The sequence below is a fragment of the Variovorax sp. genome (genome assembly GCF_035634955.1).
Classification (GTDB): Bacteria; Pseudomonadota; Gammaproteobacteria; order Burkholderiales; family Burkholderiaceae_C; genus Variovorax.
This window is the reverse complement of record NZ_DASQBZ010000033.1, coordinates 193,697-216,375: the sequence shown is the minus strand read 5'-3', so window position 1 is coordinate 216,375 and position 22,679 is coordinate 193,697. Positions and strand designations below refer to the sequence as shown.

The following is a 22,679-nucleotide window of genomic DNA, read 5'->3' as shown; positions in this document are numbered from 1 at the left end:
CCGTTCCTCGCGCACTGCGTGTCGCTCGATTCCCCTCTCGACGGGGCACACCCGACGGTGCGGCAAGGCCGGCCCCGTCGGTGCCCCGGAGGCTTCGCTGCGCTTGCCGGGACGGGGGGCCTTTCCGGAGCCCCGACCATGACCACATCCGCCGCGCCGCAAGCGTGCCCGTTCGCCCCCGGCGCCGCCGCGGCGCCGCCGGCGCCGAACGGTTGCCCGGTGAGCCACCGCGCTGCCGATTTCGACCCGTTCAGCGACGGCTACCAGCAGGACCCGCCGGACTACGTGCGCTGGGCGCGCGAGCAGGAACCGGTGTTCTACAGCCCGCAACTGGGCTACTGGGTGGTCACGCGCTACGAGGACATCAAGGCGATCTTCCGGGACAACCTCACCTTCAGCCCGTCGATCGCGCTGGAGAAGATCACGCCCACCGGCCCCGAGGCCAACGCCGTGCTCGAGAGCTACGGCTTCGCGCTCAACCGCACGCTGGTCAACGAGGACGAGCCCGCCCACATGCCGCGCCGCCGCGCGCTGATGGAACCTTTCACGCCCGAGCACCTGAGGCACCACGAGCCACTGGTGCGCGAGCTGGCGCGCGCCTACGTCGACCGCTTCATCGACGACGGGCGCGCCGACCTGGTCGACCAGATGCTGTGGGAGGTGCCGCTCACGGTGGCATTGCACTTCCTGGGCGTGCCCGAGGAAGACATGGACACGCTGCGCAAGTATTCGATCGCGCACACCGTCAACACGTGGGGCCGGCCGAAGCCGCAAGAGCAGGTCGCGGTCGCCCATGCCGTCGGCAACTTCTGGCAATACGCCGGCAAGGTGCTCGACAAGATGCGCCAGGACCCGGACGCGCCGGGCTGGATGCAGTACGGCATCCGCCGGCAGAAGGAACTGCCCGAGGTCGTGACCGACTCGTACCTGCACTCGATGATGATGGCCGGCATCGTCGCCGCGCACGAGACGACCGCCAACGCCACCGCCAATGCCATGAAGCTGCTGCTGCAGCATCCCGACGCCTGGCGCGAGCTGTGCGAGGACCCGGCGCTCATTCCCAGCGCGGTCGAGGAATGCCTGCGCCACAACGGCTCGGTGGCCGCCTGGCGCCGCCTGGCCACGAAGGACACGACCGTGGGCGGCATCGCCATCCCGGCCGGCTCGAAGCTGCTGATCGTCACCTCGTCGGCCAACCATGACGAGGCGCATTTCGCCGATGCCGACCTGTTCGACATCCGGCGCGAGAACGCCAGCGACCACCTGACCTTCGGCTACGGCGCGCACCAGTGCATGGGCAAGAACCTGGCGCGCATGGAAATGCAGGTGTTCCTCGAGGAGTTCACGCGGCGCCTGCCGCACATGGAACTGGCGCCGCAGCAGTTCAGCTACGTGCCCAACACCTCGTTCCGGGGTCCGGAGCACCTGTGGGTGACCTGGGATCCGGCGCGCAACCCCGAGCGCCGCGACCCGGCGGTGCGCACCGGCGCGCGCGCGGTGGTGCGTATCGGCGAGCCTTCGTCCCATGCCATTGCGCGGCCTGTGGTGGTGCAGCGTGTCGAGGCGGCAGCCACCGACATCGTCGCGCTGCGGCTGGTGGCGCCGGACGGCCGGCCGATGCCGCGCTGGGCCCCGGGCTCGCACATCGACGTCGAATGCGGCGACACCGGGCTGTCGCGCCAGTACTCGCTGTGCGGCGACCCGTCCGATCCGCAGGCGCTGGAGATCGCCGTGCTGCGCGATCCGCAAAGCCGTGGCGGGTCGGCCTGGGTGCACGCGAACGCGAAGGAGGGCGACCGCCTGCGCATCCGTGGCCCGCGCAACCATTTCCGCCTCGACGAGAGCGCCGCACGGCTGATCTTCGTGGCCGGCGGCATCGGCATCACGCCCATCGCCGCCATGGCGCGCCGCGCGCACGAACTGGGCAAGGACTACGAGCTGCACTACTGCGGACGCGACCGGGCCGCGCTCGCCTTCGTGGACGACCTGCAGCGGCTGCACGGCGAACGACTGCACCTGCACCTGAGCGCCGAAGGCTCGCGGCTCGACCTGCAGGCGCTGCTGGCCACGCCGCAGCCCGGCGCGCAGGTCTATGCGTGCGGCCCGCTGCGCATGCTCGATGCGCTCGAAGCGGCCTGCGCGCATTGGCCGCAGGACAGCCTGCGGATCGAGCATTTCGAATCGACGCTCGGCACGCTGGACCCGTCGAAGGAGCAGGCGTTCGAGGTCGAGTTGAAGGACTCGGGCATGACGCTGCCGGTGCGTTCCGACCAGACGCTGCTGGCCGCCCTGCGTGCGGCCAACATCGACGTGCAGAGCGATTGCGAGGAAGGCCTGTGCGGCTCCTGCGAGGTACGTGTGCTCGCCGGCGCGGTCGACCACCGCGACCGCGTGCTCACCCGCGCCGAGCGCGAACAGGGCGAGCGCATGATGAGCTGCTGCTCGCGCGCCTGCGGCGGCGGACGGCTGGTGCTGGCGTTGTGACCGGCGCCGCCGCCGCGCGGGTAACCGCGGGGCGGGCCTAGGCGGGCCGCGCGCCGCCCACGTACAGGTTGAACGAGTCGATGTCGACCACGCAGCGCGCCATCAGGTCGACGAAGCCGCGCAGCTTCGCGCCGGTGTAGCGCTGCCGCTTGAAGGCGCAATGGATGCGCCGGGGTGCGGGCTTCCATTCCGGCAGCACCGCGGCCAGCGCGTGGTGGCGCAACTCGGGCTGCACGAAGTAGTCGGGCATCAGCGCGATGCCCAGGCCGTCCAGGCATAGCGTCTTCATCACCCAGTGGTCGTTGGTGGAAAACGCCACGTGCGGGTGGATGACGGCATGCGATCGCCCGCGCAGCAGGGTCAGGTCGGCCCGCCCCAATGCGTCGTGCATGACGATCGCGTCGTGCCCGGCCAGCTGCGCCGGGGCATCGGGCGCGCCGGCACGCGCGAGGTACTGCGGGCTGGCGTACAGGCCGAAGCCGAGCTGTCCGATCGATTTGGCGACCAGGTCCGGCATGTCCGGCGCCTCGGCGCAGACGTAGCAGTCGGCCTCGTCCGGCGCCAGCGAGCCGGGCATGCCGGCGATGTCCACGCGGCAGTGCACGCCCGGGTAGGACGCCATGTACAGGCGCACCACCTGGCAGACGAAGGCGGTGCCGAACTGCGGGTCGGCCAGCACCCGCAGGCTGCCGGTGCGGCCGGCCGAGAGGTCCTGCACCTCGGTGCGGGCGTCGTCCAGCCGCTGCGCCAGCTCGCCGAGCATCGGCTCGCAGCGGGCGAAGAAGGCGCGGCCGGCCTCGGTCGGGCGCATGTGGCGCGAGCCGCGCTGGATCAGCTCCGCGCCGAGCGAGGCTTCGAGCTGCGCCAGGTGGCGCGACAGGCTGGCCTTGGACATCCCGCTGCGCTGCTCGGCGCGGGTCAGGCTGCCGCTGCGCATGATGTGCACGAACGCTTCAACGGACTTCAGGTCAGCAGGCACAAATTTCGTTCATCGTTTCAAAAATGAAACCGAGTATGCCGCGAATGCCCCTTTCGCGCGGCGCCCCGGGGGTCTATCGTCGCCGGTTCTTCCGCGTCCCAGAACCGACAAAAGCCATGATGAACCGCCGCTCCGCCCTCCTGTCCCTGTCCGCCCTGGCGGCCGCCGGGACTTCCTTGCGCACCCTCGCCGCCGAACCGCTGACGGTCGGCTTCGTCTTCCTGGGGCCCGTCGGCGATTCCGGCTGGACCCACCAGCATGACCTCAGCCGCGCCGAGATGGAGAAGAACCTCGGCGCCAAGGTGTCGGTGCGCGCCGTGGCGGACACCAACGAAGGGCCGGACGCCGAGCGCGTTGCGCGCGAACTGGTGTCGGATGGCTGCAAGCTGATCTTCGGCGCCTCGTTCGGCTACATGAAGCCGATGCTCAAGGTGGCGCAGGACAACCCGGACGTGAAGATCCTGATCGCCAGCGGCTACCAGACGGCGGCCAACTTCGGCGGCTACAACGCCAAGTGGCACGAGGGCGGCTACCTGGCGGGCATCGCCGCCGCGCGTGCCAGCAAGACGGGCAATCTCGGCCTGGTCGGCGCGCTGCCGGTGCCCGACGTCATGTGGTACCTCAACAGCTTCACGCTCGGCGCGCGCAGCGTCAATCCGAAGGCGACGGTGCGCGTGGTGTTCATCAACACCTGGTTCGACCCGCCGCGCGAGCGCGACGCCGCCACCGCGCTGATGAACCAGGGCGTGGACGTGCTGACGCACTTCACCGACTCGCCGGCGGTGGCCACCGCGGCCGAGGCGCGCGGCGTGGCGGTGATCTCGTTCCATTCCGACATGCGCAAGTACGCGCCCAACCATTACCTGACCGGCGTGACGCACAACTGGGGCGGCTTCTACACGCGGGTGGCCAACGAGGTGATGGCCGGCACCTGGAAGCCGTCGCTGTATTTCGGCGGGCTGGCCGACGGCGTGATCCGCATGGCGCCGTTCGGTCCGCGCGTGGACAAGGCGACCGCCGAGCTGATCGAGGCCAAGTCCAAGGAGATCGTGTCGGGCAAGCTCAACGTGTTCGGCGGCCCGATCAAGGACCAGGGCGGGCAGGTGCGGGTGGCCGCGGGCAAGGCCCTGGGCGATGCCGATCTGGGCAGCATGGACTGGTTCGCCGAAGGCGTGGTGGGCGGCAAGTGACGGCCGCCGGTGCGCAGTCCCCGGCCACGGACCGGGGCGAATGGTTTCCGCTGCTGCCGGGCGCAGAGGTGGCGCCGGCCAGCGATGTGGTGGGCGCCTTCGCACGCGGGCAGGAGCTGGTGGTCTGGCGCGCCGCCGACGGCACGCCCCAGGTGTGGGAGAACCGCTGCCCGCATCGCAGCGTGCGGCTCACGCTGGGCCAGGTGGTGGACAACCGCCTGAGCTGCGCCTATCACGGTTGGTCCTACGCCGCCGACAGTGCGCGCTGCGAGCGCATCCCGGCCCATCCGGACCGCACGCCGCCGGCCAACCTGTGCGCCCGGACCTTCACCTGCGCCGAGCGCGACGGCACGGTGTGGGCCTGGCTGGGCGCGGACGCGCCGGCGGCCGAGCCGCCCGCACACCCGCTGCCGCCGGGCTGGGCGCCGCTGCGCACGCTGTCGCTGCGCTGCAGCGCAGCGATGACGCGGCTGGCGCTGGCGGCGCTGGGCTGGCGCCACGAGGGCGGCGCGCTGTGGAGCGGCCGGCTGGGCGACCAGCCGGCGCAGGCGCTGCTGCTCGAGGCGCAATCGGAACTTGCCATGCTGCATCTGCGCTGCGGCGCGGCCGGCGCGCTGCGCGACGTGCATGCCCTGGCGCGCCAGCTGCGCGCCGATATCGAATCGCAGGCGGGCGCAGCGGCGCCGGCCACGGAGGTGTCCTCATGAGCTTCGCGATCCAGGACCCGGGCCTGCTGGGCAGCTGGCTCGTGGCCGGCCCGCTGTCGGCCTTGCGCGCGGCCAGCGCCGACCGGCCGTTCCGTACCGGCCTGCTCGGGCGCGAGGTCGCGCTGTGGCTGTCGGACGACGGCGCCGTGCGGGCCGAATGCGACGGCGCGCCGCTGTTCGCGCAGGGGCGCTACGGCTTCGCCTGGGTGTGCCCGGACGGCCGGCCGGCGCGCGAGCTGTTCGCCTTTCCGGAGTTCGACGAACCCGGCCGCCGCATCATCGACTGCGGGCCGGTCGGCGTCGCCACTTCCGGGCTGCGGGTCGTCGAGAACTTCCTGGACATGGCCCATTTCCCCTACGTGCATGCGCACTACCTGGGCGAGCTGCCCCACACCGAGGTCACGCCGTACAAGGTGGACATCGACGCGGCGACCGACGAGATCTGGGCCACCGACTGCCGCTTCTGGCAGCCGCGCTCGTCCGCGGCGCATGCCGAGGGCAGCGATGCGGCCTACGTCTACCGCGTCATGCAGCCTTTCTGCGCGATGCTCTACAAGTCGAGTTCGCGCGCGGGCGAGCGGGATGCGATCGGCCTGTTCGTGCAGCCGGTCGACGAGACGCGCGTGATCGCCCACACGCTGCTGGCCTACTTCGACGACACCAGCAGCGACGCCGAGCTGATCGCCTTCCAGCACACCATCTTCGGCCAGGACAAGCCGATCCTCGAGAGCCACCGGCCGCAGCTGCTGCCGCTGGAAGGCCGGCTCGAGACGCCGACACGCGCCGACATGCTGTCGGTGACCTACCGGCGCTGGCTGCGCGAGCGGGGGCAGCAGTACGGCGCGCTGGCGGCCGATCGCACGGCGGCCCTGGCCGCGACAGGGTCGGCCGCATGATCCGCCTGTACGACTATCCCCTGTCGGGCAATTGCTTCAAGGTGCGGCAGATGCTCGCCTGGCTGGGCCTCGAATGGCAGCCGGTGGCGATCGACTTCCATCCCGGCAAGGCGCACAAGTCGCCCGAGTTCCTGGCGCGCGTGAATCCGCGCGGCCAGCTGCCGGTGCTGGACGACGACGGCTTCGTGCTGCGCGACGCGCAGGCCATCCTGGTCTATCTGGCCAGCCGCTACGACGGCGAGCACCGCTGGTACCCGGACGACCCGGCGCTGCGCGGCGAGATCACGCTGTGGCTGGCCACCGCCGACGAGATCACGGGCACCGCCTCGGCCGCGCGCCTGCACGACGCGTTCGGCTATTCGCTCGACGTGCATGCCGCGCGCCGGGGCGCGCATGCGCTGTTCCGGTTGATGGACGACCACCTGGCCGAGCGCGCCTCGGCCGGCGGCAAGTGGCTGGCCGGCAGCCATGCCACCATCGCCGACCTGGCCTGCTTTCCCTACGTGGCGCTGGCGCCCGAGGGCGGCATCGTGCTGGACGCCTACCCGGCGCTGCGCCGCTGGGTGCGCGACGTGCGGCACCTGCCGGGCTTCATCGGCATGCCGGGCATCTTCGTGCCGCTGCCGGCGGCCTGAACGGCGGCGCGCCAGGCTCAGCGCAAGCCCGACTGGCGGTCGGCCGCGCCCACCAGCTGGACCAGCTGCGGCCCGATGGACTCGAGCAGTTGCGTCTTCCTGGTGCGAAAGCCCGGCACCGCGCAGTTGAACAGGAGCCGACGCGGGCCGTAGCGCAGGCGTGCGGCCACGCCCACCGCCAGCACGCCGAAGCCGGCGTCTCCCAGGTTGACCGAGAAGCCGCGCCGGGCGTATTGCGCCAGGCTCTCGCGCACGCCTTCGCTGCAGCGCGCGTGCTCCTCGGGGCGCTCGCGCTCGGTGCGCGCCAGGAAGGTCCGGCGCTCGTCCGCGTCCAGTTGCGCCAGCCAGGCGCGGCCCATGGCGGTCTCGACGATGCCCCGCACCGCGCCGACGCCGGGCCGCTTGAGCGTGCCTTCCTCGTGGCTGCAGGTCTCGAGATAGACGACGTCCAGGTCCATGGTCACGCCCACCGACACGGCGCCTTCGATGCGATCGGCCAGCTCCTGCATGGCCGGCCGCAGGGTGGCGAGCATGGGCGTGTTGATCACGTACGGATAGCCCAGCGCCACCGCGGCAGGGCCGATGAAATAGCGGTCCAGCCGTTCGTCATGATCCAGGAAGCCCAGCGCGCGCAGGCTCTTGCACAGCCGGGAGACGGTCGGCCGGGACAGGCCCAGCTTGGCCGCGAACTCGCTGTTGGCATGCGCGCGCGGATCGCTCACGAAGGTCTGCAGGATCAGCAGGCCCTTGGCCAGCGTGCCGGCGAAGTACGGGTCTTCCTCGCGGACGCGGCGCAAGTCGTCGTGGTCCTTCATCTGGTGGAGGGGGTGGGATGTCTGGCGCCGATTCTGGGTGGTGCGGGGCATGGTTGCGAATCGTCATTTCAATAGTTGAAATCGCGTGCCGCCCATTGTGGACCTGCTTCGTACAGTCGCGGCCACCATGATCAGAGACACCGCCCGCCTCGAAGCCCTCATCGCCGACATCCGCGCCTTCGTGCGCGAACGCTGGCATCCCCTCGAAGACCGCGTCAGCCGCGAGAACGACATTCCACCCGACGTCGTGGACGAACTGCGCCGCAAGGGCTGGTTCGGCTGGAGCATCCCCGAGGCCTACGGCGGGCTGGGGCTGACGACGGAAGAACTGGTGCTGTGCGCCATGGAGCTGTCGCAATCGTCGGTGGCGCTGCGCGCGCGGGTGGGCACCAACACCGGCATCGGTTCCGAGGCGCTGGTGGCCGACGGCACCGACGAGCAGAAGCAGCGCTGGCTGCCGCGCATGGCCACGGGCGAACTCACCGGCTGCCTGGCGCTGACCGAGCCCGAGGCCGGCTCGGAGGCGAGCAACGTGCAGACGACGGCGCGGCGCGACGGCGACCACTACGTGCTCGACGGCAGCAAGCGCTTCATCACCAACGCGCCGGTGGCGGACGTGTTCACCGTCATCGCGCGCACCGAGGAGGGCTCGCGCGGCAGCAAGGGCGTGTCGGCCTTCCTGGTCGAGCGCTCGCCGGGCCTGACCACCAGCGAGCCCTATCGCATGATGGGCCAGTCCGGCTCGCACGTCGGCGACGTGCACTTCAAGGACTGTCGCGTGCATGCGAGCCAGCTCATCGGCGGGCGCGAGGGCGTGGGCTTCCAGACCGTGATGAAGGTGCTCAACAAGCAGCGCCTGCACCTGGCTGCGCTGTGCACGGGGCCGGCCATCCGCATGCTGGACCTGGCCATCGCGCACACGACGCAGCGCAGCCAGTTCGGCCAGGCGGTGGCCGACTTCCAGCTGGTGCAGGCCATGATCGCCGACAGCCGCACCGAGATCTTCGCCGCCCGCTCGATGATCCTGGAGGCGGCCCGCGCGCGCGACCGCGGCGACGACGTCGCGATGACGGCCTCGATGTGCAAGTACTTCGCCTCGGAGATGTGCGGCCGCGTGGCCGACCGCGCGGTGCAGATGTTCGGCGGCGCCGGCTACGTGGCCGACTTCAGCCCGATCGAGCGCTACTACCGGGACGTGCGCCTGTTCCGCCTGTACGAGGGCACCAGCCAGATCCACCAGCTCAACATCGCCAAGCTGGCATTGCGCGAGGCGGGCGCGCGATGAGCCGCACCGACCTCGTCGCGCGTGTGCGCGATTTCGTCGAGGCGCATTGCCTTCCGCTCGAATCGCCCGCGCACGTGCACGATCCGGCCGCGCTCGACGCCGCACTGGCGACGCTGCGGCCGATCGCGCGCGCACAGGGGCTCTACCTGCCGCAGATGCCGGTGGAGCAGGGCGGCCTGGGCCTGGGCTGGGCCGACCGCGCCGGGGTCTTCGAGGAAGCCGGCCGCAGCTACCTCGGCCCGGGCGCGCTCAACTGCGCCGCCCCGGACCAGCCCAACATGATCAGCCTGCTGCGCCAGGGCAATGGCGAGCAGCAACGCCGCTACCTCAAGCCGCTGGCGGACGGGGACATCCGGTCGTGCTTCGCCATGACCGAGCCGGCACCCGGCGCCGGGTCCGATCCGTCGATGCTGCGCACTCGCGCGCGGCGCGTGGCGCACGGCTGGGTGATCGACGGCCACAAGTGGTTCATCACCGGCGCGGTCGACGCGCGCTTTTGCATCGTGCTGGCGCAGACCGACGAGGGGCCGACGCAGTTCATCGTCGAGATGGACGCCCCGGGGCTGCAGCTCGTGCGTGCGATCCGGGCGATAGACCCCTTCGCCATCGGCGGGCACGGGGAGCTTCGCTTCGATGCCTGCCGCGTGTCGGACGATGCGGTGCTGGGCGAGGTCGGGCAGGGCCTGGCCTACGCGCAGCAGCGGCTGGAACCGGCGCGCCTGGCGCACTGCATGCGGCTGACCGGCCGGGCCCGGCGCGCCGTGGAAATCGCGCAGGCCTACGTCTGCGAGCGCGCTTCGTTCGGCCAGCGCCTGGCCGACCTGCAGCAGATCCAGGCCATGGTGGCCGATTGCCACATCGACCTGCACGCCAGCCGCCTCATGACGCAGGACTGCGCGCGCCGCATGGATGCGGGCGAGCCGGTCAAGACCGAATCGGCGATGACGAAGGTCTTCGTCTCCGAGGCACTCAACCGCGTCGCCGACCGCGCAGCCCAGATGTGCGGCGCCTTCGGCATGTCCGAGGACGAGCCGCTGGCGCTGATCCTGCGCGAACTGCGGCCCTTCCGCATCTACGACGGCGCCTCCGAACTGCACCGGGCCACGCTGGGCCGCCGCTTTCTCAACACTGCTTCCAGGACCTAGGAGACGACCATGACATCGAACCGACTGACTGCTTTCTCGCGCCTGGCCACCGGCCTGGCGCTCGGCCTTGCCACCTCGCTGGCGCTGGCCGCCTTTCCCGACCGGCCGGTGAAGCTGGTGGTGCCGTTCCCGGCCGGCGGCAGCACCGACCTGGTGGCGCGCGACGTGGCCATCGAATTCGGCAAGGCGCTGGGCCAGCCGGTCGTGGTCGAGAACAAGGCCGGAGCGGGGAGCCTGATCGGCTCCGAATACGTGGCCAAGGCCGCGCCGGATGGCTACACGCTGCTGATGGCGGGCCTGACCAACGTGTTCCTGCCGTACGTGCACAAGGGCCTGAACTGGAATCCGGTGGACGACTTCCTGCCGATCGGACTGGTGGCCGACCTGCCCAACGTGATCGCGGTCAACGCCAGGACGCCCTACCAGAAACTGCCCGAGCTGATCGCCGCCGAGAAGGCCAAGCCCGGCGGCATCGCGTTCGGCTCGGCCGGCGTCGCCACGCCTTCGCACCTGGTGTGCGAGATGGTCAACCACCAGGCCGGCATCAAGATGCAGCACGTGCCATACAAGGGCAACGCACCGGCGGTGAACGACGTGATCGCCGGCCACATCCCGGTCATGTGCAACAACCTGGGCGGCACGCTGCCGTACATGAGCAGCGGCCAGATCCGCATCCTGGCGCAGACCGGCCGCACCCGCTCGCCCGCGGTGCCGGACGTGCCGACCTTCGCCGAACTGGGGCTGCAAGGCCTGGACAGCGGCCTGTGGGTGGGCGTCGTGGCGCCCAAGGGCACGCCGGACGCGGTGCTCGGCCCGCTGCGCCAGGCGTTGGCCAAGGCGATGGCGCTGCCCGACGTCAAGGACAAGCTGCTCAAGCTCGGCGCCACCGCGCTCGACCCGGCGCCCGCTGTTTTCGACAAGCGCATTGCCGCCGACCGGGCCGCCTGGGACCCGGTGCTCAAGCGCGTCGACCTGAAGACCAACTGATGAGCCGCGCCGATCTGCCCCTGCGCGGCGTGCGCATCCTCGACATGGCCACCGTGCTGGCGGCGCCGTTCTCGGCCACGCTGTGCGGCGACATGGGCGCCGAGGTGGTCAAGCTCGAACTGCCCGCCGGCGGCGATCCGCTGCGGGGCCTGACCCCCGTCCACGAAGGCCATCCGCTGTTCTGGAAGACGGCCAACCGGGGCAAGAAGGGCATTTCGCTGGACGTGCGCAAGGCCCAGGGCAAGGCGCTGTTCCTGCGCCTCGTGCGCGACTTCGACGTGCTGGTCGAGAACTTCCGCACCGGCACGCTGGATGGATGGGGCCTGGACATGCGCACGCTGCACGAGGCCAATCCGCGCCTGATCGTGCTGCGCCTGACCGGCTTCGGCCAGACCGGCCCGTATGCGCGGCGCCCGGGCTTCGCCCGCATCTTCGAGGCGATGAGCGGCTTCACCCACCTGACCGGCGAACCCGGCGGGCCGCCGCAACACATGAACTATCCGCTGGGCGACGTCGTGGCGGGACTGTTCGGGGCCTTCGCCATCAGCACGGCCCTGGCCGAGCGCAACGCACTGCCGCGCGAGGCGCAGAAGGGCGCCGAGATCGACCTGTCGGCGACCGAGGCGATGGCCCGCCTGCTCGACCCGCTGGCGGCCGAGCACCGCATCGGCGGCGTGGTGCGCGAGCGCACGGGCTCGCGCGCCACCTACACCGCGCCGTCGAACGTCTTCCGGGCGGCCGACGGCGTGTGGTTCACCCTGGTGGGCACCGGCGGCCCGATCTTCGCGCGCATCTGCCGCGCCATCGGCCGCGAGGACCTGCTGGACGACCCGCGCTTTGCCGACAACGCGGCGCGCATCCGCAACCTCGAGGCACTCGACTCGCTGATCGCGCAATGGTGCGCCAGCCAGCCCTTCGCCGAGCTCGCGGCGCAGCTGGACCGGCAGGAAGTGCCCTACGGCAAGGTGTATTCGATCGCCGATCTGCAGGCCGATCCGCACATGCAGGCGCGCGGCGCCTTCATCGAGCTGCCGGATGCCCGCTTCGGCACCGTACCCGCGCCGGCCGCGGTGCCGCGCTTCGTCGGCCGCGCCGACCCCGCACCGCCGGCCACCGGGCCGGAGACCGGACAGCACAACGACGAGGTGTATGCGGCGCTGGGCCTGGGTGGTGAGGAATTGGCCGCGCTGCGCGAGGCGAAGGTGATCTGACGGCGCCTGACCGTCAGGTGCCGTCGCCCCCGGAGCGGGTGGCGTCGGGCGCGTCGGGCGGCGGTGCCTCGTCGCCATCGTGCGGCGGCCGATGCGGCTGCGGCGCGACCGGCTTGCGGATGCGCGCCCTGTCGTCCCCGCTGTCGCGGTCCCACAGCTTCGACAGCCGAAGGTAGATGAGAAAGGCAACCACCATGGCGACAACGCTGACCGCCATGCCCGCATCAGCGGAGTTGCCGAATACCAAGTCCAGATCCATCGACTGCCAAACTGCCAGGTTCTTGCCCGGCAGCGACTCTAACGCCCTTGCCTGACCGTTGCTTGACGCCCGCGCAGCCGGACGTCAGTGACCGGTGGCGGGGCGTTTCAGCGGCCGCGCACCATGGCCAGGATTTTGGCGGTGTCCAGGCCGCGCGCCGTCTCCTGCATCTGTGGAAGGTAGCGCTGCTGCAGGCTGCGTCCGTCGCGCATCACGTGCTCGTAAGCATCGCGCAGCATCTGGGTGCTCAACTCGCGCCCGCCCGCGTAGTACTGGTTGGCCACATGCCCCAGCGCATAGGTGGAAGCGAAGCTCATGCCGCTGCTGACGGCCTGCTTGCCCAGGCCGCCGAGCAGCCCCTTGCCGGCCTTGCCGAGCAGCCCGCCCAGCAGCTTGCGCCCGGCCTGCTCCAGGTACTGCGAGGTCAGCCCCACGCCGAGGGTGGCCAGCAGGTCCTTGATGTGGCCCGCGTCGAGCTCGAAGCCGTAGTTCTGGCCCACCTGGTAGACCATTCGCATCTGAAGCGGAATGATGGCCAGCGTCGACAGGTTTTCCGGCAGCAGCTCGATCGCCCCGTTCAGGATGGCGGCGTTGAGGATCTTGCGGTCCATCTCCTCGGCGCCGAGCTTGCCCGCCAGGCGGGCCTTGCCCGGGGTCGGCGCCTGCAGCGCATCGACGGCCTGCGGGTGCGGCACCGGCAGGCTGGCCGGTACCACGTCGGGCAGGGCGACGGCGGGCCCGGCCGGCTGCTCCAGGGGCGCGGTGGCCAATGCCTCGGCGTGGTCGGCGAACGCGGCCGGCGCCGCCGGCGCGTCGCCTGCCGCGTTGGCCGCACCGGCCGCGGGCGCGTGGCCCAGCCCCTGTCGAACCTGGGCGAGGAAGGCGCGTTCGGCTTCGCTGGTCTGGCCGTCGGCATCGCACACGCACACGGCCATCTCGTAGGCGAGCTGGCGCGATTCCCCGGTCTTGAGGCGGCCCAGCACGTCGGGCAGCTGGACGCGCCGCATCAGCACGTCCTGGTACAGGCCGGGCAGGTTGACCTGCGCATCCTGGGCCAGCCCCTGAGCCACCTGGCGGATCTGTTCGCGCTCGCGGTCATGCTTGTCGCCGTCCGCATAGGCGGCCAGCAGGCACAGGGTGAGCGTGGCACGGATTTCTTCGGTGTCGAGCATTCGCGTCCTTCCTTGGGTTTGCACAAAGGGCAGTGTCGCACCCGGGCGGCCAGCGGGGCAAAGCCGCTTGGTTGAAAATGGGGGAATTCCGGCCATTGCCCATTGCCGGCCGTTTACCTGAGACACATCCGCATGCAATTCGCTTCCCGCCTCGACAACGTCGAAACCTCCGCCATCCGCGAGCTGTTCAAGCTGCTGGGCAAGCCCGGCATCATCAGCTTCGCGGGCGGCTTTCCCGACAGCGCCATGTTCGACGTGGAGGGCCTGCGCGAAGCCAGCCGCCGCGCGCTCGACGAGGAGCCGGGCGGCGCCCTGCAGTACGGCGCGACCGAGGGCTACGACCCGCTGCGCGAACAGCTGTCGGTGTTCATGAAGACGAAGGGCGTGGCGGTCGAGCCCGGCGGCCTGATCGTCACCACCGGCAGCCAGCAGGCGCTGGACCTGCTGGGCAAGACGCTCATCTCGCCCGGCGACAAGGTGATCGTCGAAGGGCCCACGTTCCTGGCGACCATCCAGTGCTTCCGCCTCTACGGCGCGCAACTCATCAGCGCGCCGGTGGATGCCGACGGCGTCGACGCCGACCGGCTCGAGCAGCTGATCGCCGAGCACAAGCCGAAGTTCGTCTATCTCATTCCCACCTTCGGCAACCCGAGCGGCGGCACGCTGAGCCTGGAACGCCGCAGGAAGGTGCTGGCGTCGGCCGTGCGGCATGGCACGGTGATCGTCGAGGACGATCCCTACGGCGAGCTGTACTTCGGCGAGGCGCCGCCGCCTTCGCTGATGGCGCTGACGGCCGAGGTTCCGGGCAGCCGCGAGCTGGTCGTGCACTGCGGCAGCCTGTCGAAGGTGCTGAGCCCCGGGCTGCGCATCGGCTGGATGATCGCGCCGGCCGACCTGCTGGCCCGCGCCACCATGTGCAAGCAGTTCAGCGACGCCCACACCAGCACCTTTGCCCAGGCCACCGCCGCGCAGTACCTGCGCAGCGGCCGGATGCCGGCGACGCTGGCGAACGTGCGCGAGGTCTATGGGCAGCGCGCCGCAGCGATGGGCGCGGCACTCGCACGCGAACTCGGCGACGCGGTGTCGTTCACCCAGCCCGGCGGCGGCCTGTTCTTCTGGGCGCGCCTGACCGGTGCCGGCGGTGCGCTGGCCGACGCCAACGAACTGGCCAAGCGTGCCATCGAGAAGGGCGTGGCCTTCGTGCCCGGCGCGCCGTTCTTCGCCGAGAAGCCCGACGTCGCCACGCTGCGCCTGAGCTTCGCCACCGCCAACGTGGAGAAGATCGAGGAGGGCATCGGACGCCTCGGACAGGCGCTGCGAGGCGCAAGGTAACCCCATGAGAAAGACCTTTGCGCTGAGCGCCGATGGCAGGCATCCCGATCGCGTTCTGGACGCGGTCAAGCACGAGATCCGCAAGTACCTCAAGCGTGAGCGCCGCCGTGCGCTGCCCGAGGGCATGGACTTCTGGGATTTCGATTGCAAGGCGGGCGCCGATGCGGCGCAGGCCGCGACCGTGCACGTCGCGGAACTGATCGCCGTGGTCGACGCGGCGGCAAAGGCCGCGAACCCGCAGGTGTACGTGGAGATCCTGGCCAGGCCGGCCCGTCGCCAATGGCGGCCGATGCCTGATGCGGCCGCCGACGACGGCAGCGGCGGCGCCGGACAGTAGGCGTCCGGATGGGGCTCGCGCCCACGCAGCTCGCCGGCGGCGGCGCTGCGGGGCCTCAGGCGAGCGCCGAGGGCAAGTCCAGTCCGTAGCGCTGGCCGAGGGATTCGAGCGCCGGCGCAATCGATGGGTGCAGGCACACGCCCGCGGCGGCCTGCTCGGCGCGGCGCCGCAGTCCGCCTTCGCCCGGCAGGCGTACGGGCCGGCCCGGGTCGGCCGGCCGGTTGGTCCGGCAGGCCTCGGCAAGATGGTCCATCTGGCGCAGGAACGCCCGCTTGCCGCCGAATGCATCCAGGTCGTGCAGCGTGAGGTATACCGTCGCGCCCCAGCCTTCCGGCGGATCGGCTCTGCCGTGCCCCGCCAGGCCGCCGGTCAGTGCTTCCACGAGCAGCGCCATGCCGTAGCCCTTGTGGCCGTGATCGAGCCCGCCGAGCGGCAGCAGCGTGCCGGGCGGGTCGTCGAACAGCACCTGCGGATCGTTGCTCGGTCGGCCCTGGGCATCGATCAGCACGTCGCGCGCGAAGGTCTCGCCGGCCGCGCGCTTGCGGTTGCTCATGCCGTTGGTCGTGATCGAGGCCGAGATGTCGACCATCACGCCGCTGCCGGTGAGCGCAAAGCCCAGGGCCAGCGGATTGGGCGTGAACACCGCCTCGGTTCCACCAAAGGGCGCGACGCTGGCGCTGTTCGGGTCGGAGCAGGCCAGCAGCAGCAACATGCCTTCGTCGAGCGCGCGCAGCATGTAGGCCGCCAGGCAGGCGATGTGGTGGCTGCGGCGGATGACCAGCGAGGCGGTGCCGAGTTCGCGCGCACGCGGCAGCAGCAGGTCGATGCCGCGGTGCACGAGCCAGGGGCCGGGCAGCCGTTGGCCGTCCCAGAGCACGGCGGCGGGCCTGTCGGAGACGACGAGCGGCTGGCCCTCGCGGCGCATGCCGCCGGATTCGAGTTCCTTCACATAGCCGGCCAACAGGGCCAGGCCATGGGTGTCGTGGCCCAGCAGGTCGCCGTCGACCAGCGTGCGGGCCACGGTCGCGGCTGGCGCGTCGGCCATGCCGGCGGCGCGCAGCAAGGCGTCGGCGAAGGCCACGAGCTGCCCGGCGTCGTAGCGCGGTGCGCAATCGCTCATGTTTCTCCCCTTCGTCAGGCCCGGGCGAAGAAGGCTTCGGCCAGCTTGACCCAGTAGGTGGCGCCGACGGGCAACAGCGCGTCGTTGAAATCGTAGTTGGGGTTGTGCAGCTGGCACGGCCCCATGCCGTGGTAGCTGGCCTCGCGGTGGTCGCCTTCGCCGTTGCCCACGAACACGTAGGTGCCGGGGACTTCCTCCAGGAAGAAGGAGAAGTCCTCCGCGCCGCCCACGGGCGGGATCTCGCGCCGCACCATGTCGGGCCCGAACGCCTGTTCGGCCACGGCGCTGGCGAAGTCCGTCTGCGCCGCGTGGTTGATGAGCGGCGGATAGGCGCGGTAGAAGCTCAGCTCGCCACTGCCGCCGTGCACCTTCGGCAAGGTCTCGGCAATGCGGCGCATCTGCGCCTCGATCTGGTCGAGCACCGCGGTGCTGAAGGTCCGCACCGTGCCGCGGATGACAGCCTCGGCGGGAATGACGTTGTAGGCATCGCCGGCGTGGATCTGCGTGACCGACAGCACGGCGGTGTCGATCGGGTCCTTGTGGCGCGAGATCACGGTCTGCAGCACGCCGACCATCTCGCAGGCGATGACGATCGGGTCCACCGTCATGTTCGGCATGGCCGCGTGGCCGCCGACGCCGCGCACGGTGATGTCGAAACGATTGCTCGAGGCCATCATCGCGCCGCGCCGGAACCCGAACACCCCCGTGGGCATGCCGGGCATGTTGTGCATGCCGTAGACCTCGTCGCAGGGAAAGCGCCGGAACAGGCCGTCCTCCATCATGGCGCGGGCGCCGGCGTTGCCGCCTTCCTCTGCGGGCTGGAAGATGAGGTGGACCGTGCCCTCGAAATCGCGGTGGCGCGACAGGTGGTGCGCCGCACCCAGCAGCATGGTGGTGTGGCCGTCGTGGCCGCAGCCGTGCATGCGTCCCGGGTTCTTCGAGGCATGGGCGAACCGGTTGTGCTCGGGCATGGGCAGCGCGTCCATGTCGGCGCGCAGGCCGAGCGTGCGGGTGCCGGGTCCGCGGTCGCCGTGCAGCACGCCCACCAGGCCGGTCTTGCCCAGTCCGCGATGCACCTCGATGCCCCAGCCCTGCAGCTTTTCCGCGACCAGGTCGGCGGTGCGCTGTTCCTGGAAGGCCAGCTCGGGATGAGCATGGATGTCGCGGCGGATGGACGTGAGGGCGGCGTGCTCGTGCTCGATTTCGCTGATGAGGCTCATGGCGTGGGGCTTTCGTTCGGTGCGTATGAGGCGCGGGGAGGATCAGGGCAACTGGCTGCGCACGTAGGCGCCGATGTCGGCGGCCACCTCGGCCAGGTGCGACTGCAGTTGCGCGAAGCCGGCGCTGCGTTCGCGCGTGAGTTCGTTCATGTAGAGGCCGCGATGCACCTCGATCTGGATGCTGTGCCGACGCTCGGCCGGCCGGCCCAGGCGTGCGATCAGTGCGACGCCCTTGAACGGATCGTTGATGGCGACGCGGTAGCCGTGCTTTCGCAGCGACTGCGCCACCATCTGGACGAACTTTGGGGCACAGGTGGCGCCGTCGCGGTCGCCGAGGACGAAGTCCGCCAGCGGATGGTCCGACCGGATCTGCAGGCTTTCGTAGGAGTTGGCGGGCATCGAGTGCAAATTGAGGTGCCACACCGCGCCGAAGCGCGCATAGGCCGCCTCGATGTGCTCGCGCATCGCCTCGTGGTAGGGGCGGTGGTAATTGTCGATGCGGGCCTGCACTTCGGCGGGCGACAACTGCCGGTCGTAGATGGGCACTTCCTTGGCCTGGCCGGCCTGGCGCCAGATCAGGCCGATGCCCAGGCGCGACTTCTCGCTCGGGCGCAGCGGCGCGCCGGGCCAGGGGGCGGCCAGCAGGCCCGGGTCGATGTCGTCGGTGTCGCGGTTCGGGTCGATGTAGCTGCGCGGGAACTCGGCCGCCAGCAGCGTCGCACCGACCGCCGGCAGCGCGTTCCACAGGACGTGCACGTCGGTGTCCTCGCCGGAGCGCAGCTGCTCGAACGGCATCGCGAAGCCGAAGTCATCGGGATAGCGCACGCCGCTGTGCGGCGAGTCGCAAACGAGCGGAATGGCGTCGCCTTCGGGCAGGCGCAGTGTGAATGGCGGGAAGGGTGTCGTGGCGCGAGGCTGGACGGTATCGGTCATGGGGCGATTCAGGCCGCCGGGGCGGCGTCGTTGAGATGGCAGGCGCTCTGGTGGCCGCCGGCCACGGATTTCAGCACGGGCACGTCGACCTTGCAGCGCGCCATGGCATGCGGGCAGCGCGGATGGAATGTGCAGCCGGCGGGCGGCGCCAGCGGCGAAGGCAGCTCGCCCTGGATCGGCTGGTAGTCGCGCCGCTGTGTCTCCAGGGTCGGCAGCTCGGCCAGGAGCGCACGGGTGTACGGGTGGTTGGGGCGCGAGAAGATCACCTCGGTCGGTGCCGATTCGACGATGCGCCCGAGGTACATGATCACGACCCGGTCGGAGATGTGGCCCACCACGCCCAGGTTATGGCTGATGAAAAGGTAGGTGAGGTCGTGCTCGCGCCGCAGCTGCGCAAACAGGTTGAGCACCTGCGCCTGGATCGACACGTCGAGCGCCGCCACCGCCTCGTCGCACACGATCATGCGCGGCCTGACGGCAAGCGCGCGCGCGATGCCGATGCGCTGGCGCTGGCCGCCGGAGAACTGGTGCGGGTAGCGCTGCCCGTAGTCCGGGTCCAGGCCCACCTGACGCATCAGCGCGGCGACGTAGTCGGCCTTCTCCCGCGCGCGGATGATGCCGTGCACCACCGGCGCCTCGCCAATGATGTCCAGCACCCGCAGGCGCGGATTGAGCGAGGCCATGGGGTTCTGGAAGATCATCTGCACGCCGAGATTCCAGGCGCGCCGCTCGGCGGGCGGCAACTGTGCCACCGGCCGGCCCTCCCAGAGCACTTCGCCGGCGCTGGGCGGATGGATGCCGGCCACGACTCTGCCGAGGGTGGATTTTCCGCAGCCCGATTCGCCGACCACGCCGATCACTTCGCCGGCGCGCACGTCGAGGTCGACGCCGTCCACCGCGTGCACCACCGCCGCGCGGTTGTTCGCGCCCAGCAGGTTGGCGATGCGGCCGGCCAGGTCGACGCCTTGCACGTAGCGCTTGTGCACGCCGCGCAGCGAAAGCAGCGGCACGCCGTTGGACGCCGCCGGCGCAATCGGCGGGTCGGCCGCAGGCGGAGTTTCGAGAGTGGCGTTCATCGGCGGCTTCCGGGCGATCAGTTCAGCGGATGCCAGCAGCGCGTCACCACGCCCGGCCGCGGCTCGGTGGGCGCGGGCGGTGCCAGGCATTGGTCGGTGGCGTGGGCGCAGCGCGGCCGGAAGGCGCAGCCCGGCGGCAGGTGCAGCAGCGACGGCGTCATGCCGGAGATCTGGCGCAAGGCGGTGCCATGGGTGGCGCGGGTCGGGATCGAGTCGATCAGGCCACGCGTGTACGGATGCGCCGGCGCATGCACGATCTGCGCGGTGCGGCCGCTCTCGACCACGCGCCCGGCATACATCACCGACACGTTGTCGGCCAGGCCCGAGACCACCGCCAGGTCGTGCGTGATCCAGATCAGCGCCGTGCCGGTCTCGCGGCACAGCTTGCGCACCTCGTACAGGATCTGCGCCTGGATGGTGACGTCCAGCGCGGTGGTGGGTTCGTCCGCGACGATCAGGCGTGGGCGGTTAAGCAGCGCAATGGCGATCGCCACGCGCTGGCGCATGCCGCCCGAGAGCTGGTGCGGGTAGGTCGCCAGCCGCTCGTCGGGCGAGGGGATGCCGACCCGGGCCAGCGTCTCGCGCGCCCGCTCGCGGGCCGCGGCATGGCTGACCTTTTCATGCGCCTGGACTGCCTCGACCATCTGCGTGTCGATGCGCAGCACGGGGTTGAGCGTCATCATCGGGTCCTGGAAGATCATGGCGATCTCCTTGCCGCGCAGGGCGCGCAGCCGCGCCTCGCCGGCCCCGACCAGCTCTTCCCCGCGGTAGCGGATGCTACCGTCGACCACCCGCCCGGGCGGGTCGATCAGGCCGATGATGGAAAAACCGGTGACGCTCTTGCCCGAGCCCGATTCGCCGACCAGGCCCAGGATCTCGCCGGCTTCCACGCGCAGGTCGACGCCGTCCACCGCCTTCACCGCGCCGCCATGGGTGAAGAAGTGCGTCTTCAGCCCGCGGATGTCCAGGACCGCGTCTTCGCTTGCCTTCATCGTTCGTTGTGCGGGTTCAGCACGTCGCGCAGGTGGTCGCCCACCAGGTTGAGGGCGACGATGGACAGCGCGAGCGCGATGCCCGGGAAGAAGGAGATCCAGTAGTGCCCCGAGAGCATGAACTCGAACCCGTTGGCGATGAGCATGCCCAGTGACGGCTGGGTGACCGGCACGCCGACGCCCAGGAAGGACAGCGTGGCCTCCAGCGCGATGGCGTGGGCCAGGTCGATGGTGGCGATCACGATCAGCGGCGGCAGGCAGTTCGGCAGCATGTGGCGCAGCAGGATCCGCGGCGATCCCAGCGCCATGCACTGCGCCGCCTCGATGTACTCCTTGCCGCGTTCGACCAGCGCCGCGCCGCGCGCCGCGCGGGCGAAGTAGGCCCACTGCACGGCGATCAGGGCGATGATGACCTTGTCCACGCCCTTGCCCAGCGTGGCGAGCAGGATGAGCGCGAGCAAGATGGCCGGAAACGACAGCTGGATGTCGACGATGCGCATCAGCAGGGCGTCGATGCGGCCACCGAAATAGGCTGCCGCGAGCCCCACGGCGCTGCCGATGGCCAGTGCCGCCGCCACCGACACCACGCCCACCAGCAGGCTGATGCGCAGGCCGTAGAGCATGGCCGAGAGCAGGTCGCGCGACTGGCCGTCGGTGCCCAGCCAGTAGGTCATCGTGCCGTCGGCGTTGTGGCTGCCCGGCGGCAGCTTGGCGTCGAAGATGTCCAGGCTGCCGATGTCGTACGGGTTCTGCGGCGCGATCCAGGGCGCCAGCAGCGCCGCGCCGACCACCAGCGCCATCAGCACCAGCCCGGCGACGGCCAGTCGGCTGGCGAAGAACTCACGCCGGAAACGCTGCCACGGCGTCTCGGCCGGCGGCAGCGCGGCCGCGTCCAGGGGGGAGACGATCGCGCTCATGCCGCGGCTCCCGTCAACCGCACCCGAGGATCGAGCACCGAATAGAGGATGTCCACCACCAGGTTGAGCAGCACCAGGAAGAACACGATGAGGATGAGGTAGGCCACCACGACCGGTCGGTCGAGCGTGACGATGGAGTCGATCAGCAGCTTGCCCATGCCCGGCCAGGCGAAGATGGATTCGGTCACCACCGCGAACGCCACCACCTGGCCGAACTCCAACCCGCTGATGGTGACGATCGGAATGAGAATGTTCTTGAGCAGGTGCACGCGAAGGATGCGGCCCCAGGCCAGGCCCTTGGCACGCGCGAACTTGATGTAGTCCTGCGGCAGTGCCTCGCGCATCGCGGCGCGGGTGACGCGGATCAGCAGCGCACCCTTGGCCAGCGCGATGGTCAACGCCGGCAGCAGCAGGTGCGCCCAGCCGTCGCGCGACAGCACCGCCAGGTGCAGCGGACCGATGTGTCCGGTGTCGCCGCGCCCGCTGGCGGGCAGCCAGCCCAGCTGCACCGCGAACACCATGATGAGCATGAGCGCCACCCAGAAGTTGGGCAGCGAGAAGCCCAGCACCGAGCCGGTCATGATGGCGCGCGACACCGGCGCCTGCGGCCGCAGCCCGGCGTACATGCCCAGCGGCACGCCGACCAGTATCGCCAGGCCCATGGCCACGCAGGCCAGTTCGAGCGTGGCCGGCATGCGCTCCAGGATGAGCGACATGGCCGGCTGCCCGGTCAGGAAGCTGCGGCCGAAGTCGAGCGTGAACGCATGCCCCATGAACATGGCGTACTGCTGCACCAGCGGCTTGTCGAGGCCGAAGTTGGCGCGGATCTCGTCGCGCTGGACCTGCGAAGCCTCGGGGCTGGCCATCATCTCGACCGGATCGCCCACCACGTAGAGGCCGACGAACACCAGCCCCGACATCACGAAGACGACCAGCAGCGCCTGCAGCAGGCGCCGGATGATGTAGGCGAGCATCTTGCGAGGGGCG

The 22,679-nt window shown here is 70.6% G+C and carries 22 protein-coding genes; 11 read left to right on the top strand and 11 right to left on the bottom strand.

Annotated features, from left to right (window positions below; all coding sequences use genetic code 11):
* Positions 1-138 precede the first annotated feature (138 nt).
* Positions 139-2,484, top strand: coding sequence for a cytochrome P450/oxidoreductase (locus VES41_RS23685; RefSeq protein ID WP_324822230.1), 2,346 nt, complete (start codon positions 139-141; stop codon positions 2,482-2,484).
* 37 nt (positions 2,485-2,521) lie between these two features.
* Here the strand turns inward: VES41_RS23685 and VES41_RS23680 are convergent, their stop codons facing one another.
* Positions 2,522-3,463: a LysR family transcriptional regulator gene (locus tag VES41_RS23680; protein ID WP_324822227.1), complete on the bottom strand. Its 942-nt coding sequence runs from the start codon at positions 3,461-3,463 to the stop codon at positions 2,522-2,524.
* Positions 3,464-3,579: 116 nt separating this feature from the next.
* On the opposite strand from VES41_RS23680, the gene VES41_RS23675 reads away from it, so the two are divergent.
* From VES41_RS23675 to VES41_RS23660, 4 genes are read left to right on the top strand one after another with little or no spacing between them, the layout of a single operon-like run.
* Positions 3,580-4,653, top strand: coding sequence for a BMP family ABC transporter substrate-binding protein (locus VES41_RS23675; RefSeq protein ID WP_324822224.1), 1,074 nt, complete (start codon positions 3,580-3,582; stop codon positions 4,651-4,653).
* Positions 4,650-5,360: a Rieske (2Fe-2S) protein gene (locus tag VES41_RS23670; RefSeq protein WP_324822221.1), complete on the top strand. Its 711-nt coding sequence runs from the start codon at positions 4,650-4,652 to the stop codon at positions 5,358-5,360. Before VES41_RS23675 ends, VES41_RS23670 begins: the two co-directional genes overlap by 4 nt.
* Positions 5,357-6,256 carry an aromatic ring-hydroxylating dioxygenase subunit alpha gene (locus VES41_RS23665; RefSeq protein ID WP_324822218.1) on the top strand — a complete coding sequence of 300 codons (900 nt, stop codon included), beginning with the start codon at positions 5,357-5,359 and terminating at the stop codon, positions 6,254-6,256. Before VES41_RS23670 ends, VES41_RS23665 begins: the two co-directional genes overlap by 4 nt.
* On the top strand, positions 6,253-6,891 hold the full coding sequence (locus VES41_RS23660) for a glutathione S-transferase (protein ID WP_324822215.1): 639 nt from the start codon (positions 6,253-6,255) through the stop codon (positions 6,889-6,891). Before VES41_RS23665 ends, VES41_RS23660 begins: the two co-directional genes overlap by 4 nt.
* Before the next feature lie 17 nt (positions 6,892-6,908).
* Here the strand turns inward: VES41_RS23660 and VES41_RS23655 are convergent, their stop codons facing one another.
* Positions 6,909-7,706, bottom strand: a complete 798-nt coding sequence (locus tag VES41_RS23655) for an IclR family transcriptional regulator (RefSeq protein WP_324822213.1) — start codon at positions 7,704-7,706, stop codon at positions 6,909-6,911.
* A 127-nt stretch (positions 7,707-7,833) separates the two neighbouring features.
* Here VES41_RS23655 and VES41_RS23650 point away from each other — a divergent pair, with 127 nt between their 5' ends.
* From VES41_RS23650 to VES41_RS23635, 4 genes are read left to right on the top strand one after another with little or no spacing between them, the layout of a single operon-like run.
* Positions 7,834-8,991 carry an acyl-CoA dehydrogenase family protein gene (locus VES41_RS23650; protein WP_324822210.1) on the top strand — a complete coding sequence of 386 codons (1,158 nt, stop codon included), beginning with the start codon at positions 7,834-7,836 and terminating at the stop codon, positions 8,989-8,991.
* Entirely contained in the window at positions 8,988-10,136 is a 1,149-nt protein-coding gene (locus tag VES41_RS23645) for an acyl-CoA dehydrogenase family protein (RefSeq protein WP_324822207.1), read from the top strand. The genes VES41_RS23650 and VES41_RS23645 overlap by 4 nt, the downstream gene beginning before the upstream one ends.
* Positions 10,137-10,145: 9 nt before the next feature.
* On the top strand, positions 10,146-11,123 hold the full coding sequence (locus VES41_RS23640; protein WP_324822204.1) for a tripartite tricarboxylate transporter substrate binding protein: 978 nt from the start codon (positions 10,146-10,148) through the stop codon (positions 11,121-11,123).
* A complete protein-coding gene (locus VES41_RS23635; protein ID WP_324822201.1) occupies positions 11,123-12,334 on the top strand; it encodes a CoA transferase in 1,212 nt (403 codons plus the stop codon). Before VES41_RS23640 ends, VES41_RS23635 begins: the two co-directional genes overlap by 1 nt.
* A gap of 13 nt (positions 12,335-12,347) precedes the next feature.
* Here the strand turns inward: VES41_RS23635 and VES41_RS23630 are convergent, their stop codons facing one another.
* Positions 12,348-12,551, bottom strand: coding sequence for a hypothetical protein (locus VES41_RS23630; protein ID WP_324822198.1), 204 nt, complete (start codon positions 12,549-12,551; stop codon positions 12,348-12,350).
* A gap of 149 nt (positions 12,552-12,700) precedes the next feature.
* Positions 12,701-13,765 carry a TerB family tellurite resistance protein gene (locus tag VES41_RS23625; RefSeq protein WP_324822195.1) on the bottom strand — a complete coding sequence of 355 codons (1,065 nt, stop codon included), beginning with the start codon at positions 13,763-13,765 and terminating at the stop codon, positions 12,701-12,703.
* A gap of 132 nt (positions 13,766-13,897) precedes the next feature.
* Between VES41_RS23625 and VES41_RS23620 the strand changes: the two genes are divergently transcribed.
* On the top strand, positions 13,898-15,097 hold the full coding sequence (locus VES41_RS23620) for a PLP-dependent aminotransferase family protein (RefSeq protein ID WP_324822193.1): 1,200 nt from the start codon (positions 13,898-13,900) through the stop codon (positions 15,095-15,097).
* Positions 15,098-15,101: 4 nt separating this feature from the next.
* On the top strand, positions 15,102-15,434 hold the full coding sequence (locus VES41_RS23615; protein ID WP_324822190.1) for a DUF6172 family protein: 333 nt from the start codon (positions 15,102-15,104) through the stop codon (positions 15,432-15,434).
* A 55-nt stretch (positions 15,435-15,489) separates the two neighbouring features.
* Here VES41_RS23615 and VES41_RS23610 read toward each other — a convergent pair whose 3' ends face one another.
* Genes VES41_RS23610 through VES41_RS23580 form a run of 7 tightly spaced genes read right to left on the bottom strand, consistent with a single transcriptional unit; the run spans position 15,490 to position 22,666 of the window.
* Positions 15,490-16,554, bottom strand: coding sequence for an Ldh family oxidoreductase (locus VES41_RS23610; protein WP_324822187.1), 1,065 nt, complete (start codon positions 16,552-16,554; stop codon positions 15,490-15,492).
* A 14-nt stretch (positions 16,555-16,568) separates the two neighbouring features.
* Entirely contained in the window at positions 16,569-17,774 is a 1,206-nt protein-coding gene (locus VES41_RS23605; protein WP_324822184.1) for a M20 aminoacylase family protein, read from the bottom strand.
* Positions 17,775-17,816: 42 nt separating this feature from the next.
* Complete coding sequence (locus VES41_RS23600) at positions 17,817-18,707, bottom strand: N-formylglutamate amidohydrolase (RefSeq protein WP_324822181.1); 891 nt, start codon at positions 18,705-18,707, stop codon at positions 17,817-17,819.
* Positions 18,708-18,715: 8 nt separating this feature from the next.
* Entirely contained in the window at positions 18,716-19,783 is a 1,068-nt protein-coding gene (locus VES41_RS23595; protein WP_324822178.1) for an oligopeptide/dipeptide ABC transporter ATP-binding protein, read from the bottom strand.
* Between the two features lie 17 nt (positions 19,784-19,800).
* The gene (locus tag VES41_RS23590) at positions 19,801-20,775 is read right to left on the bottom strand and encodes an ABC transporter ATP-binding protein (protein ID WP_324822175.1); all 975 of its coding nucleotides are present in this window, start codon (positions 20,773-20,775) and stop codon (positions 19,801-19,803) included.
* Positions 20,772-21,692, bottom strand: a complete 921-nt coding sequence (locus VES41_RS23585) for an ABC transporter permease (protein WP_324822173.1) — start codon at positions 21,690-21,692, stop codon at positions 20,772-20,774. The genes VES41_RS23590 and VES41_RS23585 overlap by 4 nt, the downstream gene beginning before the upstream one ends.
* Positions 21,689-22,666, bottom strand: coding sequence for an ABC transporter permease (locus tag VES41_RS23580; RefSeq protein WP_324822170.1), 978 nt, complete (start codon positions 22,664-22,666; stop codon positions 21,689-21,691). Before VES41_RS23580 ends, VES41_RS23585 begins: the two co-directional genes overlap by 4 nt.
* Positions 22,667-22,679: the final 13 nt, after the last annotated feature.